Source organism: Collinsella sp. BIOML-A6 (assembly GCF_009875845.1).
GTDB classification, from domain to species: Bacteria; Actinomycetota; Coriobacteriia; order Coriobacteriales; family Coriobacteriaceae; genus Collinsella; species Collinsella aerofaciens_H.
The window spans coordinates 111,124-128,219 of record NZ_WWSL01000004.1; the positions used below are offsets into that span (position 1 = coordinate 111,124).

Genomic DNA, 17,096 nt, shown 5'->3' on the forward strand with positions numbered 1-17,096 from the left:
TATGCACATGGACCAGCGTTCCGTACGCGATATTCTTGCCGGTAAAACCTACTTTATCCGCACCTTTGGCTGTCAGATGAATCAGCACGACTCCGAGCGTGTGAGCGGTCTGCTTGATTCGTATGGCTGCCTCATGGCGCTCGATCCCGAGCATGCCGATATCGTTGTCTTCATGACATGCTGTGTGCGTGAGGCCGCCGATACTCGCCTGTACGGTCAGTGCAATTCCTGCAAAAGCCTGCCGCCTTCGCCTTCGGGCAAGCGTGTGGTTGCCGTGGGCGGCTGCATCGCGCAGCGTGATGGAGAGGGCCTGCTCACCAACGTCGATAACGTCAATGTCATCTTTGGCACGCATTCCATCGCACATGTGGCCGAGCTCATTGCCGAGGCGTTCCTTGATGGTAAGCGTCATATCCGCACCAATGAGCATGAGGATACGGATGCCATGAGCATGCCGTGGCATCGCGAGACCCAGTATCACGCCTGGGTGCCCATCATGACGGGCTGCAATAATTTCTGCACCTATTGCATCGTGCCGTACGTGCGCGGTCGCGAAAAAAGTCGCCCCTTCGAGGAGATTGTCGACGAGGTGACCGGTTTGGTGCGCCAGGGCGTGCGTGAGATTACGCTGCTGGGCCAAAACGTTAACTCATATGGTCGCGATCTGTTTGGCAAGCCGCGTTTTGCCGATCTGCTGCGTGCCGTGGGCGATACGGGTGTGGAGCGCATCTTCTTTACGTCTTCGCATCCCAAGGATCTGCTCCCCGAGACCATCGACGCCATGGCCGAGACGCCTGCCGTTATGCCGCAGTTGCACCTGGCCGTCCAGTCAGGTTCGACACGGATCCTCAAAGAGATGAATCGCCGTTATACACGCGAGGACTATCTGGGCCTGGTCGATCGCATTCGCAACCGCATGCCCGATATCGCGCTCTCGACCGACATTATCGTTGGCTTCCCGGGCGAGACTGAAGAAGACTTTGAGCAGACGCTCTCACTTGCCGAGACGGTCCGCTATGCTCAGGCCTATACCTTCATCTATTCCAAGCGCGCCGGTACCCCGGCCGCCGAGATTGACGATCCTACGCCGCATGAGGTTATTCTCGAGCGTTTCAACCGCCTGGTTAAGGTTATCGAGACCACGGCGCACGAGTACAACCAGGGTGAGCTTCATACTGTGGTGCCGGCGCTCATTGAGGGAACGAGTAAAAAGAACGACGCGGTCCTGCTGGGCAAGAGTCCCAAGAATCAGACCGTGCATGCGCCTATCCCCGAGGGTTACAGCATCGATCAGCTTGTTGGCAAGATCGTTGATGTTGACGTTGACGTTGCCAAGACCTGGTATTTGTCCGGCTCCGTTGTGGGCGAGCCGCGCTAATGGTTTCTCCCGGGGCAGGTCTTTCCGCCGTTGCGATCGTCGGTCCGACGGCGGTTGGTAAGAGTGGTGTTGCCGACCGTTTGGCGGCTCGTCTTTCGTCCGAAGTGCTGTCGTGCGATGCGATGCAAATCTATCGAGGCATGGATATCGGTACTGCCAAGATGGCACCCGAGAAATGCACGGCGCCGCTACGCCTGGTCGATATTGTTGAACCGGGCGTTGCATATTCTGCAGCGCTGTATCAGGCAGACGCCCGTGTACATGTTGAGCGTTTGCTTGGCGAGGGCCGCCTACCGGTGTTTTGCGGGGGCACAGGCTTGTATCTCAAGGCCGCCCTGGATGAGATGGATTTTCCCTCGGGCGAGCTTGAGGACGATCGTCGCGCGGGGTATCAGGAGCTTGCCGAGCGTATTGGCGAGGAAGAACTGCATGCCCTGCTTGCCGAGCGCGATCCAGAATCAGCTGCTGTTATTCATCCGCATAACGTGCGGCGTGTGATTCGCGCGCTCGAAATGCACGATGATGGCGTTTCCTATGCGCAACAAAAGTCGCAGTTTAGTGTTCCGCGCGAGCATTATCATGCGTTATGGTTTGGCCTGACGCGAAATCGCGAGGTGCTCTATGAACGCATTAACCTACGTGTCGATGTGATGTTTGAGCAGGGTCTTGTTGATGAGGTTCGCGGTCTTATGGACCAGGGGCTGGGAGATGCCCTGACTTCGATGCAGGCAATTGGCTATAAAGAGATCATCGATGCTTTCAATGGCGTGACGAGCATGGATGAGGCTCGCGAACTCATTAAGATGCGTTCGCGTCGCTATGCCAAACGTCAGCTTTCGTGGTTTAAGCGCGATGACCGTATCGCGTGGTTTGATATGGATGAATGTACGATCGATGAGGTCGTTGCTGATATCCTGCATCGTATTGAGGCTGCCTAATGGCTCGTTTCCCCCTTGTTCCCACGGCACCCGAGCCCGAGCGTGCCATTTTGGTTGGTGTTGAGTGGCGCGACAATGCATGGCCACTCGATCGATCGCTCGATGAGCTGGAGCGCCTGGCCCACACGGCTGGTGCCCAGTGCGTGGCTCGCTTGTCTCAGCGTTTGGTAAAGCCGTATCCCAAATCATTTATCGGTTCCGGTAAGGTAGAGGAGCTGTGCGGTCTGGTACATCGCATGGATGCCGATGTCGTTATTTTTGACGACGACCTGACGCCCTCGCAGCAATCCTATTTGGAGAAAGCCGTGGGCGAGCCGGTAAAGATTATCGATCGTACGGCACTGATCTTGGATATCTTTGGCCTGCATGCTCAGACGCGTGAGGGACGCCTACAGGTACAGCTGGCGCAGCTTCAATATCTGTTGCCTCGTCTGCGCGGCATGTGGAGCCATCTCGCCAAGGAACAGACGCGCGGCGGCATCGGCTCACGCTTTGGTCAGGGCGAAAGTCAGCTCGAGGTCGACCGTCGCCTCATTCGTAATAAGATCGCTGCGCTTCGTCGTGAGATCAAGCAGGTTGAACAGCGTCGTGATGTTCAATCCAAGAGTCGTATTGAGTCACCGGCGTTTCGCGTCGCGTTAGCCGGTTATACCAATGCCGGTAAATCGACGTTGCTCAATCGCCTGACAGGCTCTACGGTACTTTCGCAGGACAAGCTGTTTGCTACGCTCGACCCGACGACGCGTTCGTATCGCCTGCCCGGCGGTCGCGGAATGACGATTACCGATACCGTCGGCTTTATTCAAAAGCTGCCGCATGGTCTCGTTGATGCCTTTAAGTCCACCCTGTCTGAGGTACTTGGTGCCGACCTGATCCTTAAAGTTGTGGATGCCTCTGACGAGGACTACGAGCGCCAGCTCGAGGCGGTTGATCGTGTTCTTGACGAGATCGGTGCCGGCGAGCGTTTGACGCTTACGGTGTTCAATAAAATCGACCTACTCGATAGCGTCGATCGATTGAGTTTCCATCGTCGGTATCCCGAGGCCGTGCTGTTCTCGGCCCAGACGGGCGAGGGACTCGACGATCTCGTCGACCGTATTGCTCGTGAGGCCGCTGCCACCGACGTGTTGCTCTCCGCTGATATTCCGTATCGCGAGGGCGCCCTTATCACCTTGGTGCATGACCAGGGAACCCTTCTGCACGAGGAATATCTTGAGGACGGCGTTCGCATTGTGGCGAAGTTGCCGGCCCGAATCGCCCCGCGTTTTGAGCGCTATCGTACGGAATAAACGAGTTCTAGTATGCCTAGAATGACAGGCTGATGGAGCAGGTAGAACGGTAAGGCGTGCCGACCGAGGACTGCGAGCGCCGGGATGGGATTGGCGTATGCCCATGCTGGCGCTTCGAGGCTTGATGCTTGTGCTGCCTGGGCAGCAAAAAAGCCGGTAAGGTACATAAAGACAAACGGAATGAGCGGATAGTAGTCTCCCGAAACAAAACCCGGGCTCGGGAATCCAAGCCATGCCAGGTAGGGGAGTGGGTAGACCGCTTTTGGAATGCCCCAGGTTAGGGCAAAAAGAACAAGGCACGCTGCGATGCCCCACGAGCCCGGTATTTTTTGGAGTGCCGGACGGGTGAGTGCAACCACCGCCGTGCACGCTGCCATGCAATAAATGATGCCAAAGTTTACCGAATCGTCGACTGATACCAGTGTAGTTGCAATCCATACAATCAAGGCTGCGGCGGCGTATTTGAGGGTGCGCTTAACGTTATTGCGCGAGAGCGTGCACATCCAACCGGCGATAAACAAAAATACCCAGCTGATGCTAGCGCGCCAGATATCCTGGAAAACCGTTTCGGTAAACCATGGCATATCCCATCCATATAGGTAGGCCAAATCGTAGCACGCGTGAAAACCTGCCATCGACAGCATCGTAAACCCTCGGATGATATCAAATATGGTGATGCGATTTTGCATTATGAGAACCGGCGCATTAAACCGACAACCTTACCCAAAATAACAGGGTTCGTCGCATAGATGGGCTCCATAGTGTCGTTCTCGGGCTGCAAGCGCACGCGCCCCTGCTCCTTGTAGAACGTCTTGACGGTCGCCGAGCCATCGATCATAGCCACGACGATTTCGCCGTTCATGGCGCTCTTTTGCTCGCGAACGATAATGTAGTCACCGTTGTAGATGCCGACATTGATCATTGAGCTGCCGTGCACCTCAAGGATAAAGGAGCCCTGGTCTGTGGCGATTTCGGTCGGGATGGTAAAGGTGTCCTCGATATTTTGCTCGGCCAGAATGGGAATCCCAGCCGCGACGCGACCGACGAGCGGCAGCGAGACCGTTCCGCGGGGTGCTGTGGGTTCATCGGATTTGGAAATCGAGACGGAGGATCCGTCCTCATCAAAGAGCTCTAGGGCGCGAGGCTTGGTGGAATCGCGCTTGAGCAGGCCTCGAGCCTCCAGGGCAGAGAGATGAGCATGCACCGTGCTGGGGGAGGAGAGGCCTACGGCCGATGCCATCTCGCGCACGCTGGGCGGATAGCCCTTCTCTTGCTGATATTCCTTGATGAAGTCGTAAATCTGCTGCTGACGCTTGGTAATTTTGCGAGCCATCAGGGGATCCTCTCTACCAATGTCAAACAAATGTTCGATTATTGCTTGACAGGAACAACTGTTCGCAGATAATAATAACCGAACATTCGTTCTCGCGCTAGACATTTTTGTCCGCGCGGCTTGATAAAACTGTTCTCAGCAAAACACGCGAGAGGAGAACATGATGAACGCAACGGATATGGTCCAGGGAAACCTCGCCCTTAAGCTCGAGACGCCTGCGGCGCCGGCTTTCACGGTTGTCAAAGGCGGCCGATCTGGTTTCCAAACATTGCCTAGTAAGCCCGTCCGCAGCCGGTGCGTCGCCACGACTTCGGCCCCTGTTGCCTTGAAGGTCTCGACGATTGTCGCTCTTGCCGTTGCGCTCACGCTCTTCTTTGTACTTGCTACCTCGATCTTCAGCGCTCGTCACGCCGCATATGCCGAGTCGGTATCCAACGTTACCTACGAGACCGTTCGTGTTCAGTCTGGCGATTCCTTGTGGTCGCTTGCCCAGGAGCATCCTATTGAGGGTCTTTCCACACGGGAGACCTCTGATATGATCCGCGACGTCAATCATCTGGAGCATGGCTCGCTCGATGCCGGTGCGCATCTTAAAGTTCCCGCACGTTCCTAAGATTTAAGTACCGTCGCATGGTACCCTTGTAATCGTTTTAGAGGAGGTACCATGCGCTGTCCCAAATGCGGCAAGGCACATACCCGCGTCGTTGATTCCCGCATGCAGGAATCTAATAACACCATCAAGCGCCGTCGCGAATGCTGCTCGTGCAATTATCGCTTTACGACATTTGAGCGTTGTGAAGACCCTATCGAGGTCATTAAGTCAGACGGAACCAAGCAACGGTTCGATCGCAATAAGCTGCTGGTCGGTTTGATGCGCGCCACGATCAAGCGTGATATCGACACTAAAAAGCTCAACGAGATCATTGACGATATAGAGGTCGAGCTTCGCTCCCGTACGCTCACGGCCGTTACGTCTCATGAGCTGGGCGATATGGTTCTTAAGCGGTTGGCCAAGATCGATAAAGTGGCCTACATCCGCTTTGCCTCGGTCTATCGCGATTTCAAAGATGTCGATGAGTTTCTGCAAGAGCTCGACAAGCTAAGGTGATTTCATGTCCAACATTACCGTTAACATTAAGCGTCTCGACCCAGCCGTCGAGCTTCCCAAATACGCCCATCCTACGGATGCCGGCCTTGACCTCCGCGCCAACGAAGACTGCACCCTCAAACCCTTTGAGCGACGTTTGGTCTCCACGGGCCTAGCTATCGCCCTGCCCGACGGCTACGCCGGCTTCGTCCAGCCCCGCAGCGGCCTGGCCATTAAGCAAGGCCTGTCTATAGTCAACACACCCGGTCTCATCGATGCTCACTATCGAGGAGAGCTCAAAGTCATTCTCATTAACCTAGACCCCACGAACAACATCCAAATCAACAAAGGCGACCGCATCGCCCAGCTTGTCATCCAAGAAGTCCCCACGGTTAACCTCGTAGAAGTAGAAGAACTAGACGAAACCGACCGAGGCAACGTAGGCTTCGGCTCCAGCGGCGTAGCTTAGGGGCGCTCGTATCCCTCCCGGCCGTCTCTCACACATATCATTCCATGCTCAAACATTCTCGCTTCGCTTCGCTCGCTGCGAAACTGCGCGTGGAACGATATGTGTGAGAGACGGCCGGGCGGCTACTCGCTTGAAAAAATACTTACTTTTCTAGTAAGCCGATGCGATAAAGGGATACCTTCTTTGTCGCATCGGCTTACTGTTTTTTATTTTCTGGTTTCGCCTTAGCAGGTTCTAATGGTAGGGAATCTGGTGTAGCTGATAGTACGTAAACGTAGCTCCCGCCGAGCAGCGGACTATCGCCTAGCGGATATGCGCTGGCTTGCCGCCCCAGTAGAAGCGGCAGAAGGCTCGTTTGCGCTTTTGGGGTTTGCCTACGAGTTCCATGGTGGCGACGGCGATGTCTTCGGCTGCGTGGGGGCGGCGTAGTACTTCGCCGTTGATGAGTAGAGCTTTGAGTGATTCAGGATGGTCGTGCAGGTGACGAAGCGTTACGATGAGCTCTCGTGCCGTGGTGACGTGCATGCTGGCGCCCATGCCGGTGAGCATCGTGGTGTTGGCCTTTTCCTGGCCATAGGACTTGCCCAGCAGGATCATCGGCAGATGTGCGCATAGGCACTCGGTGACCGTGAGTCCGCCCGATTTGAGGATTGCCAGGTCGCAGCCGTGCATGAGGGCCGCCATGTCGTCGACATAGTCCAACACCGTGACGTTCTCGAGCTTCATGGCATCGAAGAGCGTCTTCAGCCGGGTGGCATACTCCACGTCTTTGCCAGGTAAAAAGACAAAGTGCATGTCTTCTAAGCTGCGCAGAAAGGGGAGTGTGTGGTCCATCGCCGCGCGAAAACGGACGTAAGGCTGAGGCAAGCTGGCACCGGCCATTACCAGAACGACGGTTTTGTCGGTGGGGAGGTTGAACTTGGCTAGCTCTTCCTCGCGGTCGTAATCCGTGTCGAATCCGGCGCGAATAGGAATGCCGGTAATGCGGATCTTTGCCTCGGGCACCTTGCGCGGACGCAGCGTTTCGGCCATAAATTCGTTGGCAACACAGAATAGATCGGTATCCTTGTGGGGCCACCAGCCCTCGACTTCGTAGTCGGTCGGCACGCAGGTGACCGGATAATCGATACCCGTAATGACGCGGGCACCCACGGCAACATTGGCTGCTGTGATGTGCGTTGCGACCACGGCTATGGGCCTGCGGTTACGAATATATTCGTTGAAGGCGGGGAACATAATTCGCGACCATGCCGTGCCGCCACCCCAGAGAAGATGTCCCGTAAGCGTATATCGCCAGGTCAGGTCGTAAATGGGGCGCGTGGCTCCCGTGAAGGAAGCCGCGGTCTTATTGCCGTCGAATTTAATACGTCCAAAATCAAGGATATCGAGCACTTCAATCTCAACATCCTCGGGGATGCCCTTGGTGCCGCGGATGAGGTCGAATGCCTGCGCAATCGCATTTGCGGCGGCCTTGTGGCCCGAGCCGACCGAGGCGTGCACGATGGTCACGAGAGGTTTTTGTTGAGCCAGGAGCGTGGTTTGCTCCGATTGGGGAGTGCTGAGCTTGAGCAGGGGAGCGTCATCGCTCGTCTGCGTCTGATCCATCGATAACTCCCCTTCGACGTTGTAACACGGTTTAATTATTGTAGTGCATGAGTGTCACGTTCACGTAAATTTGGGTATGAGCGCAAGGAATGACAACGTTTCGACGAGAGGACTCTTCATGGCTACCGATCAGACGATCGACGTTGCGATTATCGGCGGCGGTCCCGCGGGCTATGCTGCCGCCATTTATGCGGCGCGCGCCAACCTGACGACGACTGTCCTTGAGCAGGGCATGTCGGGCGGACAGATCACCACGACCAACGAGATCGAGAATTATCCTGGCATTCCGCTGCTGAGCGGTGCTGAACTTGGTGAGCGGTTCCAACAGCATGCTGAAGGCCTGGGGGCTCAGGTTGAATGGAGTATGGTGACAGGTGTCGATTACGATGCCGATGCGGCTCAATTTGCCATCCATCACGATATGGGCGACACAGCGGCCAAGAGCGTCATTGCGTGCATGGGCGCCACGCCGCGTCCTGCAGGTTTTGTTGGCGAGGACACGTATCGCGGTCGAGGCGTTTCGTATTGCGCGACGTGTGACGGGATGTTCTTCCGTGGCAAGCAAGTCTTTGTTATCGGAGGCGGCAATTCAGCATGCGAAGAGGCGCTGTTCCTGTCCGACATTGCCAGCAGCGTGACCATCGTGCTGCGGCGCGATCAATTCCGTGCACCCGAAGGCGTTGTAAATAAGGTGCTTGCTAAGGACAATATTTCAGTTAGGTACCAAACTAGTATTGTTGAGCTTTCCGGTGAGGCGATGCCCACGACAATTACCTTCAAGGACAATGCGAGCGGCAAGAAGCATACTGAGACCTTTGAACCTGGCTCGTTTGGCATTTTTGTCTTTGCCGGCACGCAACCTCATACCGAACTTGTCGAGCATCTGGTCGATCTGGGGCCCGATGGCGGCATCCTTACCGATGAGTCCATGGCCACCCGTACACCCGGCTTATTCGCAGCCGGCGATATCCGTTCCAAGCGTTTGCGTCAGGTTGTGACCGCCGTTTCGGACGGAGCCATAGCGGCAACCAGCGCATATGCTTTCTTACACGGATAAGTACGATAATATATCTTATGTAAGGTTGTTATCTTTAAACAAAGTGGTTGGACGGTGCATCAATGTGCTGTCCAACCACTTTTACTTAGCGGCTATGTGGTATGCAAAACTAGATAATCTAGAATACAATATAGAAAACGAACGGAGGTCTCTTATGAACCACGTCAAACATGTTATCCCGATGTCCGATACATCGGTCAGCATTAAGCCGGAGGATATTCAGCCGACAGTGCTGCCGGATGCATTTATTCAGTCCGATATGGTGCGTAAACTCAACGCGTTGAGCCTGCCACGCTATGATCAGCTGCCCAACGTAACGCTCTATCGCGATCAGGTTATTGAATATGTTGCATTGTGGATGGAGCCGCTTTCGATTTGCGTAGAGCAGTCCGTCATCACGCCATCGATGATCAATAACTACGTGAAGGTCGGCCTCGTTCCTGCTCCGGCTAAAAAGCAGTATGGCCGTGAGCAGATTGCGCGTCTCATCGTCATTTGTATCTTTAAGCAGGTGCTGCCCATCGCTGCGATTCAGGCGCTCTTTAATATTCAGCGTTTGAGCTACGACGCTCCGACGGCTTTCGATTATGTAGTCGATCAACTTGAGGCATCGATTCGTGCGGCGTTTTCCGTCGAACAGACTCCCGTGCCCGATACCGCTCATCTGGTTACGCGCGAGTCGCTGCTCGTACGCAGTGCGGTATCGTCTTTCGTTTCGAAGGCGTACCTGATGAGCTACCTCAAGTTCAATGGGTTTCATAGCTAACCGAGGTATAAGACGGGCGGGATAAAGAGCCACTGGCCCCTTATCCCGCCCGTGCGTTTGTCTAGTTGGTCACTATCGGCCCGAAGCCACGCCCATGCCGTAGCCGATAATGAGACCGTGCATCTCGGCATAGTATGAATCCAGCCCGTTACAGGGCATGATGATGGTCTTGGAGCCGGGCCAGTGTTCCGCAATGCGGCTGGCAAGTGCCTGGGCGCCAGCCGCATTCTCGACATGGTCGATAACGACCTCGCCACCAGTAAAGCCTTCGGCCTCCATGGTATCGATAATCTTGCCAAGCATCTTCTTTTCGCCACGGGTGTGACCAACGAGCTTAATCTCCCCCGCCTCGCTTGCTGTGCCTAAAATGCGGATATTAAGCTTGTTGGCTATGACCCCGGCTGCTTTGGGAATACGTCCGGCCTTGGCGAGATTTGCATAATTGCACAGGCTAAAGAGGATCTTGCTGTTCTGCTCCAGCGCATCAAAATAGCCGCAGGCTTCTTTAAATGAAACGTCTGGATTGTTTGCGAGGTAGCGGTCGAACAGCAGGAAGATTAGGTCCATTTTGCCACCTGCGGCTCGTGAGTTAACCAAATGAATCTGACGGTTGGGCTCTTCGGCAAGCACCATGTCACGTGCGGTGGCCGCGGCATTGTAGCTTCCCGAGACTCCCTCGGAGATGGGCATGCAGATTGTCTTGTCGGCAAGCCTAAAGAGTTCGGCCCACTCCCCTACGCTTGGACAGGCGCTCGAAGAAGCACTCGACTCCGCCTGCACGGCGCTATTGAGCTCGTGCACGTCGAGCGTGAGGTCATCGATAAACTCTCGCTCCCCCACTCGGATCTTAAGGGGTGCAAATGCGAAGGTGGTATGAGATGCGGTTGGTTGCCAATCGCGAAGATTGCAGCTCGAATCGGAGATCAGTGCCCAGCTCATTGAGGGTCCTTTCTAATTGTTCCCCAACAATTATAGCCATCTTTTTGATTGATTGGACGGCTATCTAGTTTTGAATACTAGATAGCCGTGCTGATCTCAAGGCAAAAGGTGGGGGCAAAAAAATGGGCCTCGTGACTCAAGATCGCGGGGCCCACGTTCGTTCGCTGTAGTAATAAGTTAGTAGCGTACGAAGATGTAGTTGTTGTTCATGCCGGCTGCGACGGAGCTGATGATGACGCCCGTGCTGTAGTCGGAAGCATGGATCATCTGACCATTACCGATATAGATGCCGGTATGGTAGGAGTTAACCACAACATCGCCGGGTTGCGGATCGGACACACGGGTCCAACCCATGAAGGTGCCGGTGGTGCCCAGACGGCAGTAGCGTCCCGTGAGGCAATAGCTTACAAAACCGGAGCAGTCAAAGCTGTTCGGTCCAATGCCACCCCAAGAGTAAGCGTATCCGAGCTTGCTATAGGCGCGCGAAACAACGGAACCGCCATCAACGGACTGGCTCGGTGCGGAAGGCGTCGGAGCTGGAGCTGGAGCCGGAGCGGGCGTCGGGGGCTGCGGCGTAGGGGCGGGAGCCGGAGCGGGTGCCGGCGTGTTGCCACCGCCGTCGTTGGTCGTACCGCCACCCTTGTTGGTGTTCTCGGTCGTACCGGCGGTGTCGTTGCTCACCGTGGCCTTTTCGGCGGTGCTAGCATTTATGCCAGCCTGCAGCGCGGCGTTGGCCTGGGCCTCGGCAGCAAGCTCGGCCTGCAACTGTGAATCCAGGGAGTTCACGACACTCTGGGCATCAGCCTGCTGGGCATTGAGCTCGTCGACCTTCTTCTGCGTCGCGGCGACGTTCTGCTCCTGCTCGGTTTGCTTATCGGTAAGCTGCTGCTTAAGGTCCTTGACCTCCTGAATGGTTTGGGCCTGCTTGTCGGACACCTTGCCGTAGTAGAACAGGCGGTTGAGCATGTCGCCCAGATCGTCGACGCCCGTCAGAACCTGAAGGAGACTCAGACCGCCGGTTTTGTACTCGCCGGCGACATAGGTCGAGAGCTTGGCCTGACCATCGGCAATCTCCTGCTGCTTTTGCGTGATCTCGCCTGCAGTCTGATCAAGCTCCTGCGTCTGCGCGGAGAGTTCATCATGAATTTGCTGGGTTTGCGTGCCAATCTGCTCGAGTTTAGTACGAGCAGCGGCAAGGTCGGATGCGGTATCGGCGTAGGCCGGAGCCACGAGGCCCAAGCCCAAAACACAAGCGAGGGTTGCCGTAGCAGCGCAGCGTGCCATATTTCTGTGCGTATTTGCTGTGCGCATGGAGCTTCCTTTCCAGTACTAGGGTAACGGCTAGTCCACCGTCACCAGGCTAAAGAGCTCAACGTCCTCATGGGAAGGCGTGAGCTTCTCGCGCGGGTTAAGAAACGCAAGCTCAAGGATACAGCCATAGCCTACAAGCTTTGCGCCCATATCTCGCACCAGTTTACCTGTTGCCTCGACGGTTCCGCCCGTCGCGACCAAGTCGTCCAGAATCAACACGGTATCTTTAGAGCTGATGGCATCGGCGTGGATCTCGATAGAATCCGTTCCATACTCGAGCTCGTAGCTCTCGCTGACCGTCTTGCGCGGCAGTTTGCCCGGCTTACGTGCGGGAACAAAGCCGGCACCCAGGGCGACGGCCACGGGAACACCGACCATAAAACCGCGGGCCTCGGGTCCCACGACCTTGGTAATGCCCATGTCGGCAAAATGCTCGGCCAGGGCATCCACCATGGCCTTCAGGGCCTCGGGATTGCCAAAGAGCGGTGTGATGTCCTTAAAGACGACTCCGGGCTCGGGATAGTCGGGGATATCGACGATATGAGATTCGAAGTCGTACATGGCGTGACCTTTCATGGATTGCCGGGTGGACGGCGGTTATTTACCCGTGTTAGTAGACGAGCTATGCGAGGTGACGATGACCTTAGACGGGTGTACGAGCGACTCGTCGTGTACGGCAACCGAGGGGACGCTTGCCCCATCGCTTTTAGCCTTGGTGGATTCGGAACGCGCGATCTCCTCATCGAGAGCATCGATGTCAGCATCCTCGACCACGGCGTTGAGCGACTCAAAGACACGGTTTTTAAGTAGCGCGGTGTGCACGCCCTCGGTGAGGTCGTGCAGCTTCTTAAAAGCGCGCTCGAGCTTGGCGTCGCGCTCGTCATCGGAGGTATCCATGCCGAGCATGCTCACAAGCACCTGCTCAAACATCGAAGACTCGCGGTTTGCCGACGATACGTACTGGCGCAGGTTGCGTGGCTCAATGTGGAAGCGCGACAGCTCCGAGCAGTAACGGATGATCGGGAAATCTCGGCCATCGACGAGCTCACGGTTCTGCGGGCTCTTGATGATGCGGATAAGATCGTTCTCGGCAAGGGAGCGGATAAACGAAATCTCAACACCGAGCATGTCGGGGATCGTCTCGATGGGGTGCAGCTTTTGTTTGGTCTCCTTGGGTTCCGTCTTAAGCGGAACATCGGACAGAAGACCCACCTCGTAAGCCAAAGTGGACAGGTCCGTTGCGTTTTCCAACCGCTGCTTAATGACGTTGAGCGGCATGTAGCGGGTCTTCTGCAGGTGCAGGATGACCTCGAGACGGTCAACGTCTTCCTTGGAGTACTGGCGATACCCCTTAGGCGTTCGATGAGGGGCGATGAGCCCCTCATCTTCTAGAAATCTAATTTTTGAGTTCGATAGATCGGGGTATGCGCCTCGAAGTAGGTTGACGACTTGGCCGATACTCAGATAGTTGCGTTCGGCCATTACCTACTCACCGGTTTCGATGCGCTCCGGCGTGCTCTCGTGGTAGATGAGCGTGAACGTACCGATCTGAACGGAAGAGCCGTCGTGCAGCGGAGCACCGTTGACGATGGCCCCGTCGACCCAGGTGCCGTTGAGCGAGCCCAGATCCTCAATACGGGCGCCCAGGCCCTCACGAATAATGCGTGCGTGGCTGCGCGAGACAGTCATGTCGTTGAGGAAGATGCCGTTCGCGGCATCGCGGCCGATGGTGGTCACGTCGTCCTCGAGCTCAAAGGCAGCTCCGGTCTGCGGACCCTTGACGATGGACAGAACCGGAGCGGTGATGCGCACGTTGGCCATAAGGTCGGGAACGGTGACATCGCTCGAAGGAACACGGAAAACGCAGGTAGCGTCCGCAGTCTTATCGTTCTGAAGCATATTGTTATCCTTGTTGTCCATGACAACCCCTATCTAACGCGGACGTGCCGCAAAAAATGTACCGTACGTAATCATACCCCAACGACCTAGTCTTCGATTTCGGGGTTCAGAAAGTCGATGTCCTCGTCCTCGGGATGCGCGATGGCCTGTTTAATGGCCACCCCTCCCTTAATGGTATAGATGACAGCGGTGAGCATGGAGAAGATGACGCCGCCGTAGACAAAAAAGATGCCGAGGGGCACCGAGCTGCCGTTGAGGCCCGGGAATGCCGTGTGCGTGGCGGGTAGCAGATGCCAGCCGTCCACGACGGGGAACCCAAGCAGCATGAGCGAGAAGCCAGTCATGAGCAGTGCCGTGGCAATCTTGCCGGGAAAGACGACGTCGATGGGGCGCCGGTGGTAGTGCCGCACGGTGAGCGTGCCGATGCCCAGGTAGATATCGCGGCCGATAATGAGCACGCAGACCCAGATGGGAAGCTCGCCGCGGACCACGAGACCTAAAACGCCTGTAAATAGCAGCGCACGATCGCAGATGGGATCCATAACCTTGCCGAGCCACGAGACCGTTTTGGTCATGCGGGCAATCTGACCGTCCATCCAGTCGGTGGAGGCCGCGATGGCATAGATGACAATGGCGACGACACGGTTGTTGTCCGTCACAAACAGGTACAGGAAGACGAGCGTGAGGACCAGGCGAATAAAGGTGATGAAATTGGAGATCGTGAAGATCTTATTCGACGGGTAATCGGAGGTGCCGATAAGCTCCTTTTTGATCTTCTTCTTGATGCCCACAGGACTCCCCCGCTGGTAAACGACAAAACTTTCGATACTATACCCGTTCTGGCGATGTCTATCCAGCGTAAGCATAGAGTGTCCAGACATATGGAGGGTGCTTCTGGACGGCGCGAGATTCCGCATTTGTGTACATCAGCCACGAAAAACGACATTTTTCGGCATCTTTGATGGCTGATGTACACGTTTTGATTCGGTGATTACATCGATCGGGAAAGTTGTTACCTTAAGCAAATTAATCATGATGTGCGGGTCGAGAAGGGTTGGCGCCAAAAGAACCCAACGGCCGTTACGGCTTCGTTAGAAACGCGCCCCACCATGGATGGTGAACCCGAAAGGTAAGGCGCGCGGGAACGGTGGCTCGGCCCGCGCGCCCGGAAGAGAAAGGATAAACCCATGGGTTACATGCTCGAGACGCGCGGGCTCACCAAGCGCTTCGGCCGCGGCGACCAGGCGCAGGACGCCGTGGCCGACGTGAGCCTTCATATCCGCGAGGGCGAGGTGTACGGGCTGCTCGGTCCCAACGGCGCCGGCAAGTCGACAACGCTCAAGATGATCTGCGGGATGCTGCGGCCGACGGCCGGGGAGATTCTCTTTGCCGGGCACGCCTGGCGCCGCGAGGACCTCTACGCAATCGGCAGTCTCATCGAGGAGGCGCCGCTCTACCCCAACCTCACCGCGCGCGAGAACCTGCGCGTGCGCACCACGCTGCTGGGCCTTCCCGAGAGCCGTATAGATGAGGTGCTCGCCGCCGTGGACCTCGCGGACACCGGGAAGAAGCGCGCCGGGCGCTTCTCGATGGGCATGCGGCAGCGGCTGGGGCTCGCGCTGGCGCTGATCGCCCGGCCACGCCTGCTCGTGCTCGATGAGCCCACCAACGGCCTCGACCCCATCGGCATCGAGGAGCTGCGCGACCAGATCCGCGGCTTCGCGGCGGCGGGTACGACGGTGATCGTCTCGAGCCACATCCTCTCCGAGGTGCAGCAGATGGCGGACACCATCGGCATCATCTGCGGGGGGCGCCTCGCCTACGAGGATGCGCTTCGTCCCGGGCAGGACCTCGAGGAACTCTTCATGAGCTTCTGCCGGGAAGGGCGACGAGCGCGCGGGGAGGTGGCGGCATGACGGGCGAGAAAGGCGGCCTGCTCGCGGCCCTGCGCGCCGAGGCCCTGAAGTCGCGCCACGCGGCACCGGTTCGCCTGGCCGTGCTCATGGCGCTGCCGATGCCACTGCTCGGCGCGATGCCCTACTGGGGTGTGCAGATCTTTAGCGCGTGGAACTACTGGTACGTGCTCTTCCTGCCCGTGTCTCTATCGCTCGTGGTGGCGTGCGTCGCGCGGGCGGACGCTCGCACGCGGATGCGGGGGCTTCTGGGCCTGGGCTTCCCGCTCGGGCGCGCCTGGTGGGCCAAGGCGCTCTGGTGCCTCACGCTCTGCACGCTCTCGAACCTCGTGGTCTTCGGCATCTACCTCGCGGGCTCGGCGTTCTCCTCGCAGGGCCTCACGGCCGCGGGCACGCTCACGATGCTCCTCTGCGCGCTCGTCAACACGGTGACTGCGGCGTGGATGATCCCCGCAGGGCTCTTCCTCACGGCGCGGCTTGGCATGCTCGCGGGCATCTTCTGCCCGCTCGCCGCGCAGCTCGTGGGTGGGTTCGCCTGGTCGTTGGTACCGCTGCCGCAGCTCTTTCCACCGTCGGCGAGCATGGTCATCCCCACGAGCTTCATCCCCGTGCTGCCGAGCGGCGAGCCACTCGCGGCGGACATGGCGCTTGGCGGGGCGCTCGCGGCGGATGGCATGCTCACGCTGGCGGGCCTTGCGGTCAGCGCGCTCGCGTTCGCCGCGCTCACGGCGGCGGGCGCGGCCTGGTTCGCGCGCTCCGAGGAGAGGTGATGGCCATGACACGACTCTCCGACCCGACGCCGCGCATGACGCTCTCGCGGGCCCTGCTCTCCGAGGGCCTGCGCCTGGCGCGCTCCCCGCTCACGGCGGTGCACCTCGTCTGCGGCCTGGCAGCCGGTCTTGCCTGCGGCGAGTACTTCTCCGTAGCCCGATGGGACCCGGCGCTGGGCGCGGACGCCTACGTCCAGTTCCTCGGCGCCTTCATGCCGCTCATGTCCGCCATCGTCTGCGGGCTCGCCGTGGACGAGGAGCGCGCTGCCGGGCGCCTCGCCAACCTCACGGCGGTCCCCTCGCGCGGGCGCGCCGTCGCGGCGAAGCTGCTCGCCCTTGCGG

At 57.4% G+C, this 17,096-nt stretch carries 19 protein-coding genes and 1 pseudogene; 11 read left to right on the forward strand and 9 right to left on the reverse strand.

Translation table 11 applies throughout. The features are described 5' to 3' along the window. Positions 1 to 7 precede the first annotated feature (7 nt). From miaB to hflX, 3 genes are read left to right on the forward strand one after another with little or no spacing between them, the layout of a single operon-like run. Complete coding sequence (gene miaB, locus GT495_RS02505; RefSeq protein ID WP_055285164.1) at positions 8 to 1,378, forward strand: tRNA (N6-isopentenyl adenosine(37)-C2)-methylthiotransferase MiaB; 1,371 nt, start codon at positions 8 to 10, stop codon at positions 1,376 to 1,378. Then, a complete protein-coding gene (gene miaA, locus GT495_RS02510) occupies positions 1,378 to 2,316 on the forward strand; it encodes a tRNA (adenosine(37)-N6)-dimethylallyltransferase MiaA (protein ID WP_161161362.1) in 939 nt (312 codons plus the stop codon). The genes miaB and miaA overlap by 1 nt, the downstream gene beginning before the upstream one ends. Next, positions 2,316 to 3,605 carry a GTPase HflX gene (gene hflX, locus GT495_RS02515; RefSeq protein WP_161161363.1) on the forward strand — a complete coding sequence of 430 codons (1,290 nt, stop codon included), beginning with the start codon at positions 2,316 to 2,318 and terminating at the stop codon, positions 3,603 to 3,605. Before miaA ends, hflX begins: the two co-directional genes overlap by 1 nt. Here hflX and GT495_RS02520 read toward each other — a convergent pair. Both GT495_RS02520 and lexA read right to left on the reverse strand, forming a co-directional pair. Next, positions 3,590 to 4,294: a heparan-alpha-glucosaminide N-acetyltransferase gene (locus GT495_RS02520; RefSeq protein ID WP_161161364.1), complete on the reverse strand. Its 705-nt coding sequence runs from the start codon at positions 4,292 to 4,294 to the stop codon at positions 3,590 to 3,592. The genes hflX and GT495_RS02520 overlap by 16 nt on opposite strands. Then, complete coding sequence (lexA, locus tag GT495_RS02525; RefSeq protein ID WP_117818083.1) at positions 4,294 to 4,938, reverse strand: transcriptional repressor LexA; 645 nt, start codon at positions 4,936 to 4,938, stop codon at positions 4,294 to 4,296. Before lexA ends, GT495_RS02520 begins: the two co-directional genes overlap by 1 nt. Positions 4,939 to 5,101: 163 nt before the next feature. On the opposite strand from lexA, the gene GT495_RS02530 reads away from it, so the two are divergent. Genes GT495_RS02530 through dut form a run of 3 tightly spaced genes read left to right on the forward strand, consistent with a single transcriptional unit; the run spans position 5,102 to position 6,494 of the window. After that, positions 5,102 to 5,551: a LysM peptidoglycan-binding domain-containing protein gene (locus GT495_RS02530; protein WP_161161365.1), complete on the forward strand. Its 450-nt coding sequence runs from the start codon at positions 5,102 to 5,104 to the stop codon at positions 5,549 to 5,551. A gap of 51 nt (positions 5,552 to 5,602) precedes the next feature. Continuing rightward, positions 5,603 to 6,046 (forward strand): transcriptional regulator NrdR, encoded by a 444-nt coding sequence (gene nrdR, locus GT495_RS02535; RefSeq protein WP_022093781.1) that lies wholly within the window; start codon positions 5,603 to 5,605, stop codon positions 6,044 to 6,046. 4 nt (positions 6,047 to 6,050) lie between these two features. Then, positions 6,051 to 6,494 (forward strand): dUTP diphosphatase, encoded by a 444-nt coding sequence (gene dut, locus GT495_RS02540; RefSeq protein ID WP_161161366.1) that lies wholly within the window; start codon positions 6,051 to 6,053, stop codon positions 6,492 to 6,494. Positions 6,495 to 6,797: 303 nt separating this feature from the next. Here the strand turns inward: dut and GT495_RS02545 are convergent, their stop codons facing one another. After that, positions 6,798 to 8,099 (reverse strand): glycosyltransferase, encoded by a 1,302-nt coding sequence (locus GT495_RS02545; RefSeq protein WP_161161367.1) that lies wholly within the window; start codon positions 8,097 to 8,099, stop codon positions 6,798 to 6,800. Positions 8,100 to 8,217: 118 nt separating this feature from the next. Between GT495_RS02545 and GT495_RS02550 the strand changes: the two genes are divergently transcribed. Continuing rightward, positions 8,218 to 9,156: an NAD(P)/FAD-dependent oxidoreductase gene (locus tag GT495_RS02550; protein ID WP_192924099.1), complete on the forward strand. Its 939-nt coding sequence runs from the start codon at positions 8,218 to 8,220 to the stop codon at positions 9,154 to 9,156. A 154-nt stretch (positions 9,157 to 9,310) separates the two neighbouring features. Continuing rightward, positions 9,311 to 9,922, forward strand: coding sequence for a DUF1836 domain-containing protein (locus tag GT495_RS02555; protein WP_192924100.1), 612 nt, complete (start codon positions 9,311 to 9,313; stop codon positions 9,920 to 9,922). A gap of 72 nt (positions 9,923 to 9,994) precedes the next feature. On the opposite strand, the gene GT495_RS02560 is transcribed toward GT495_RS02555, so the two are convergent. The 6 genes from GT495_RS02560 to GT495_RS02585 form a co-directional block, all read right to left on the reverse strand. After that, on the reverse strand, positions 9,995 to 10,861 hold the full coding sequence (locus tag GT495_RS02560) for a DegV family protein (RefSeq protein ID WP_161161369.1): 867 nt from the start codon (positions 10,859 to 10,861) through the stop codon (positions 9,995 to 9,997). Between the two features lie 177 nt (positions 10,862 to 11,038). Beyond that, the gene (locus GT495_RS02565) at positions 11,039 to 12,172 is read right to left on the reverse strand and encodes an NlpC/P60 family protein (RefSeq protein WP_161161370.1); all 1,134 of its coding nucleotides are present in this window, start codon (positions 12,170 to 12,172) and stop codon (positions 11,039 to 11,041) included. Positions 12,173 to 12,202: 30 nt separating this feature from the next. Beyond that, a complete protein-coding gene (locus GT495_RS02570) occupies positions 12,203 to 12,733 on the reverse strand; it encodes an adenine phosphoribosyltransferase (protein ID WP_187324737.1) in 531 nt (176 codons plus the stop codon). Between the two features lie 36 nt (positions 12,734 to 12,769). Then, a complete protein-coding gene (locus tag GT495_RS02575; protein WP_161161371.1) occupies positions 12,770 to 13,654 on the reverse strand; it encodes a MerR family transcriptional regulator in 885 nt (294 codons plus the stop codon). Between the two features lie 3 nt (positions 13,655 to 13,657). After that, positions 13,658 to 14,071, reverse strand: coding sequence for an FHA domain-containing protein (locus GT495_RS02580; protein WP_161161381.1), 414 nt, complete (start codon positions 14,069 to 14,071; stop codon positions 13,658 to 13,660). A gap of 86 nt (positions 14,072 to 14,157) precedes the next feature. Beyond that, on the reverse strand, positions 14,158 to 14,862 hold the full coding sequence (locus tag GT495_RS02585; protein ID WP_161161372.1) for a CDP-alcohol phosphatidyltransferase family protein: 705 nt from the start codon (positions 14,860 to 14,862) through the stop codon (positions 14,158 to 14,160). Positions 14,863 to 15,258: 396 nt separating this feature from the next. Between GT495_RS02585 and GT495_RS02590 the strand changes: the two genes are divergently transcribed. From GT495_RS02590 to GT495_RS02600, 3 genes and pseudogenes are all read left to right on the forward strand, one after another. Then, positions 15,259 to 15,987, forward strand: coding sequence for a lantibiotic protection ABC transporter ATP-binding protein (locus tag GT495_RS02590; protein WP_055250122.1), 729 nt, complete (start codon positions 15,259 to 15,261; stop codon positions 15,985 to 15,987). Continuing rightward, positions 15,984 to 16,754, forward strand: coding sequence for a hypothetical protein (locus GT495_RS02595; protein WP_161161373.1), 771 nt, complete (start codon positions 15,984 to 15,986; stop codon positions 16,752 to 16,754). The genes GT495_RS02590 and GT495_RS02595 overlap by 4 nt, the downstream gene beginning before the upstream one ends. Then, positions 16,754 to 17,096, forward strand: a pseudogene (locus GT495_RS02600) (lantibiotic ABC transporter permease); the annotation flags it as partial. The gene GT495_RS02595 and the pseudogene GT495_RS02600, both read left to right, overlap by 1 nt.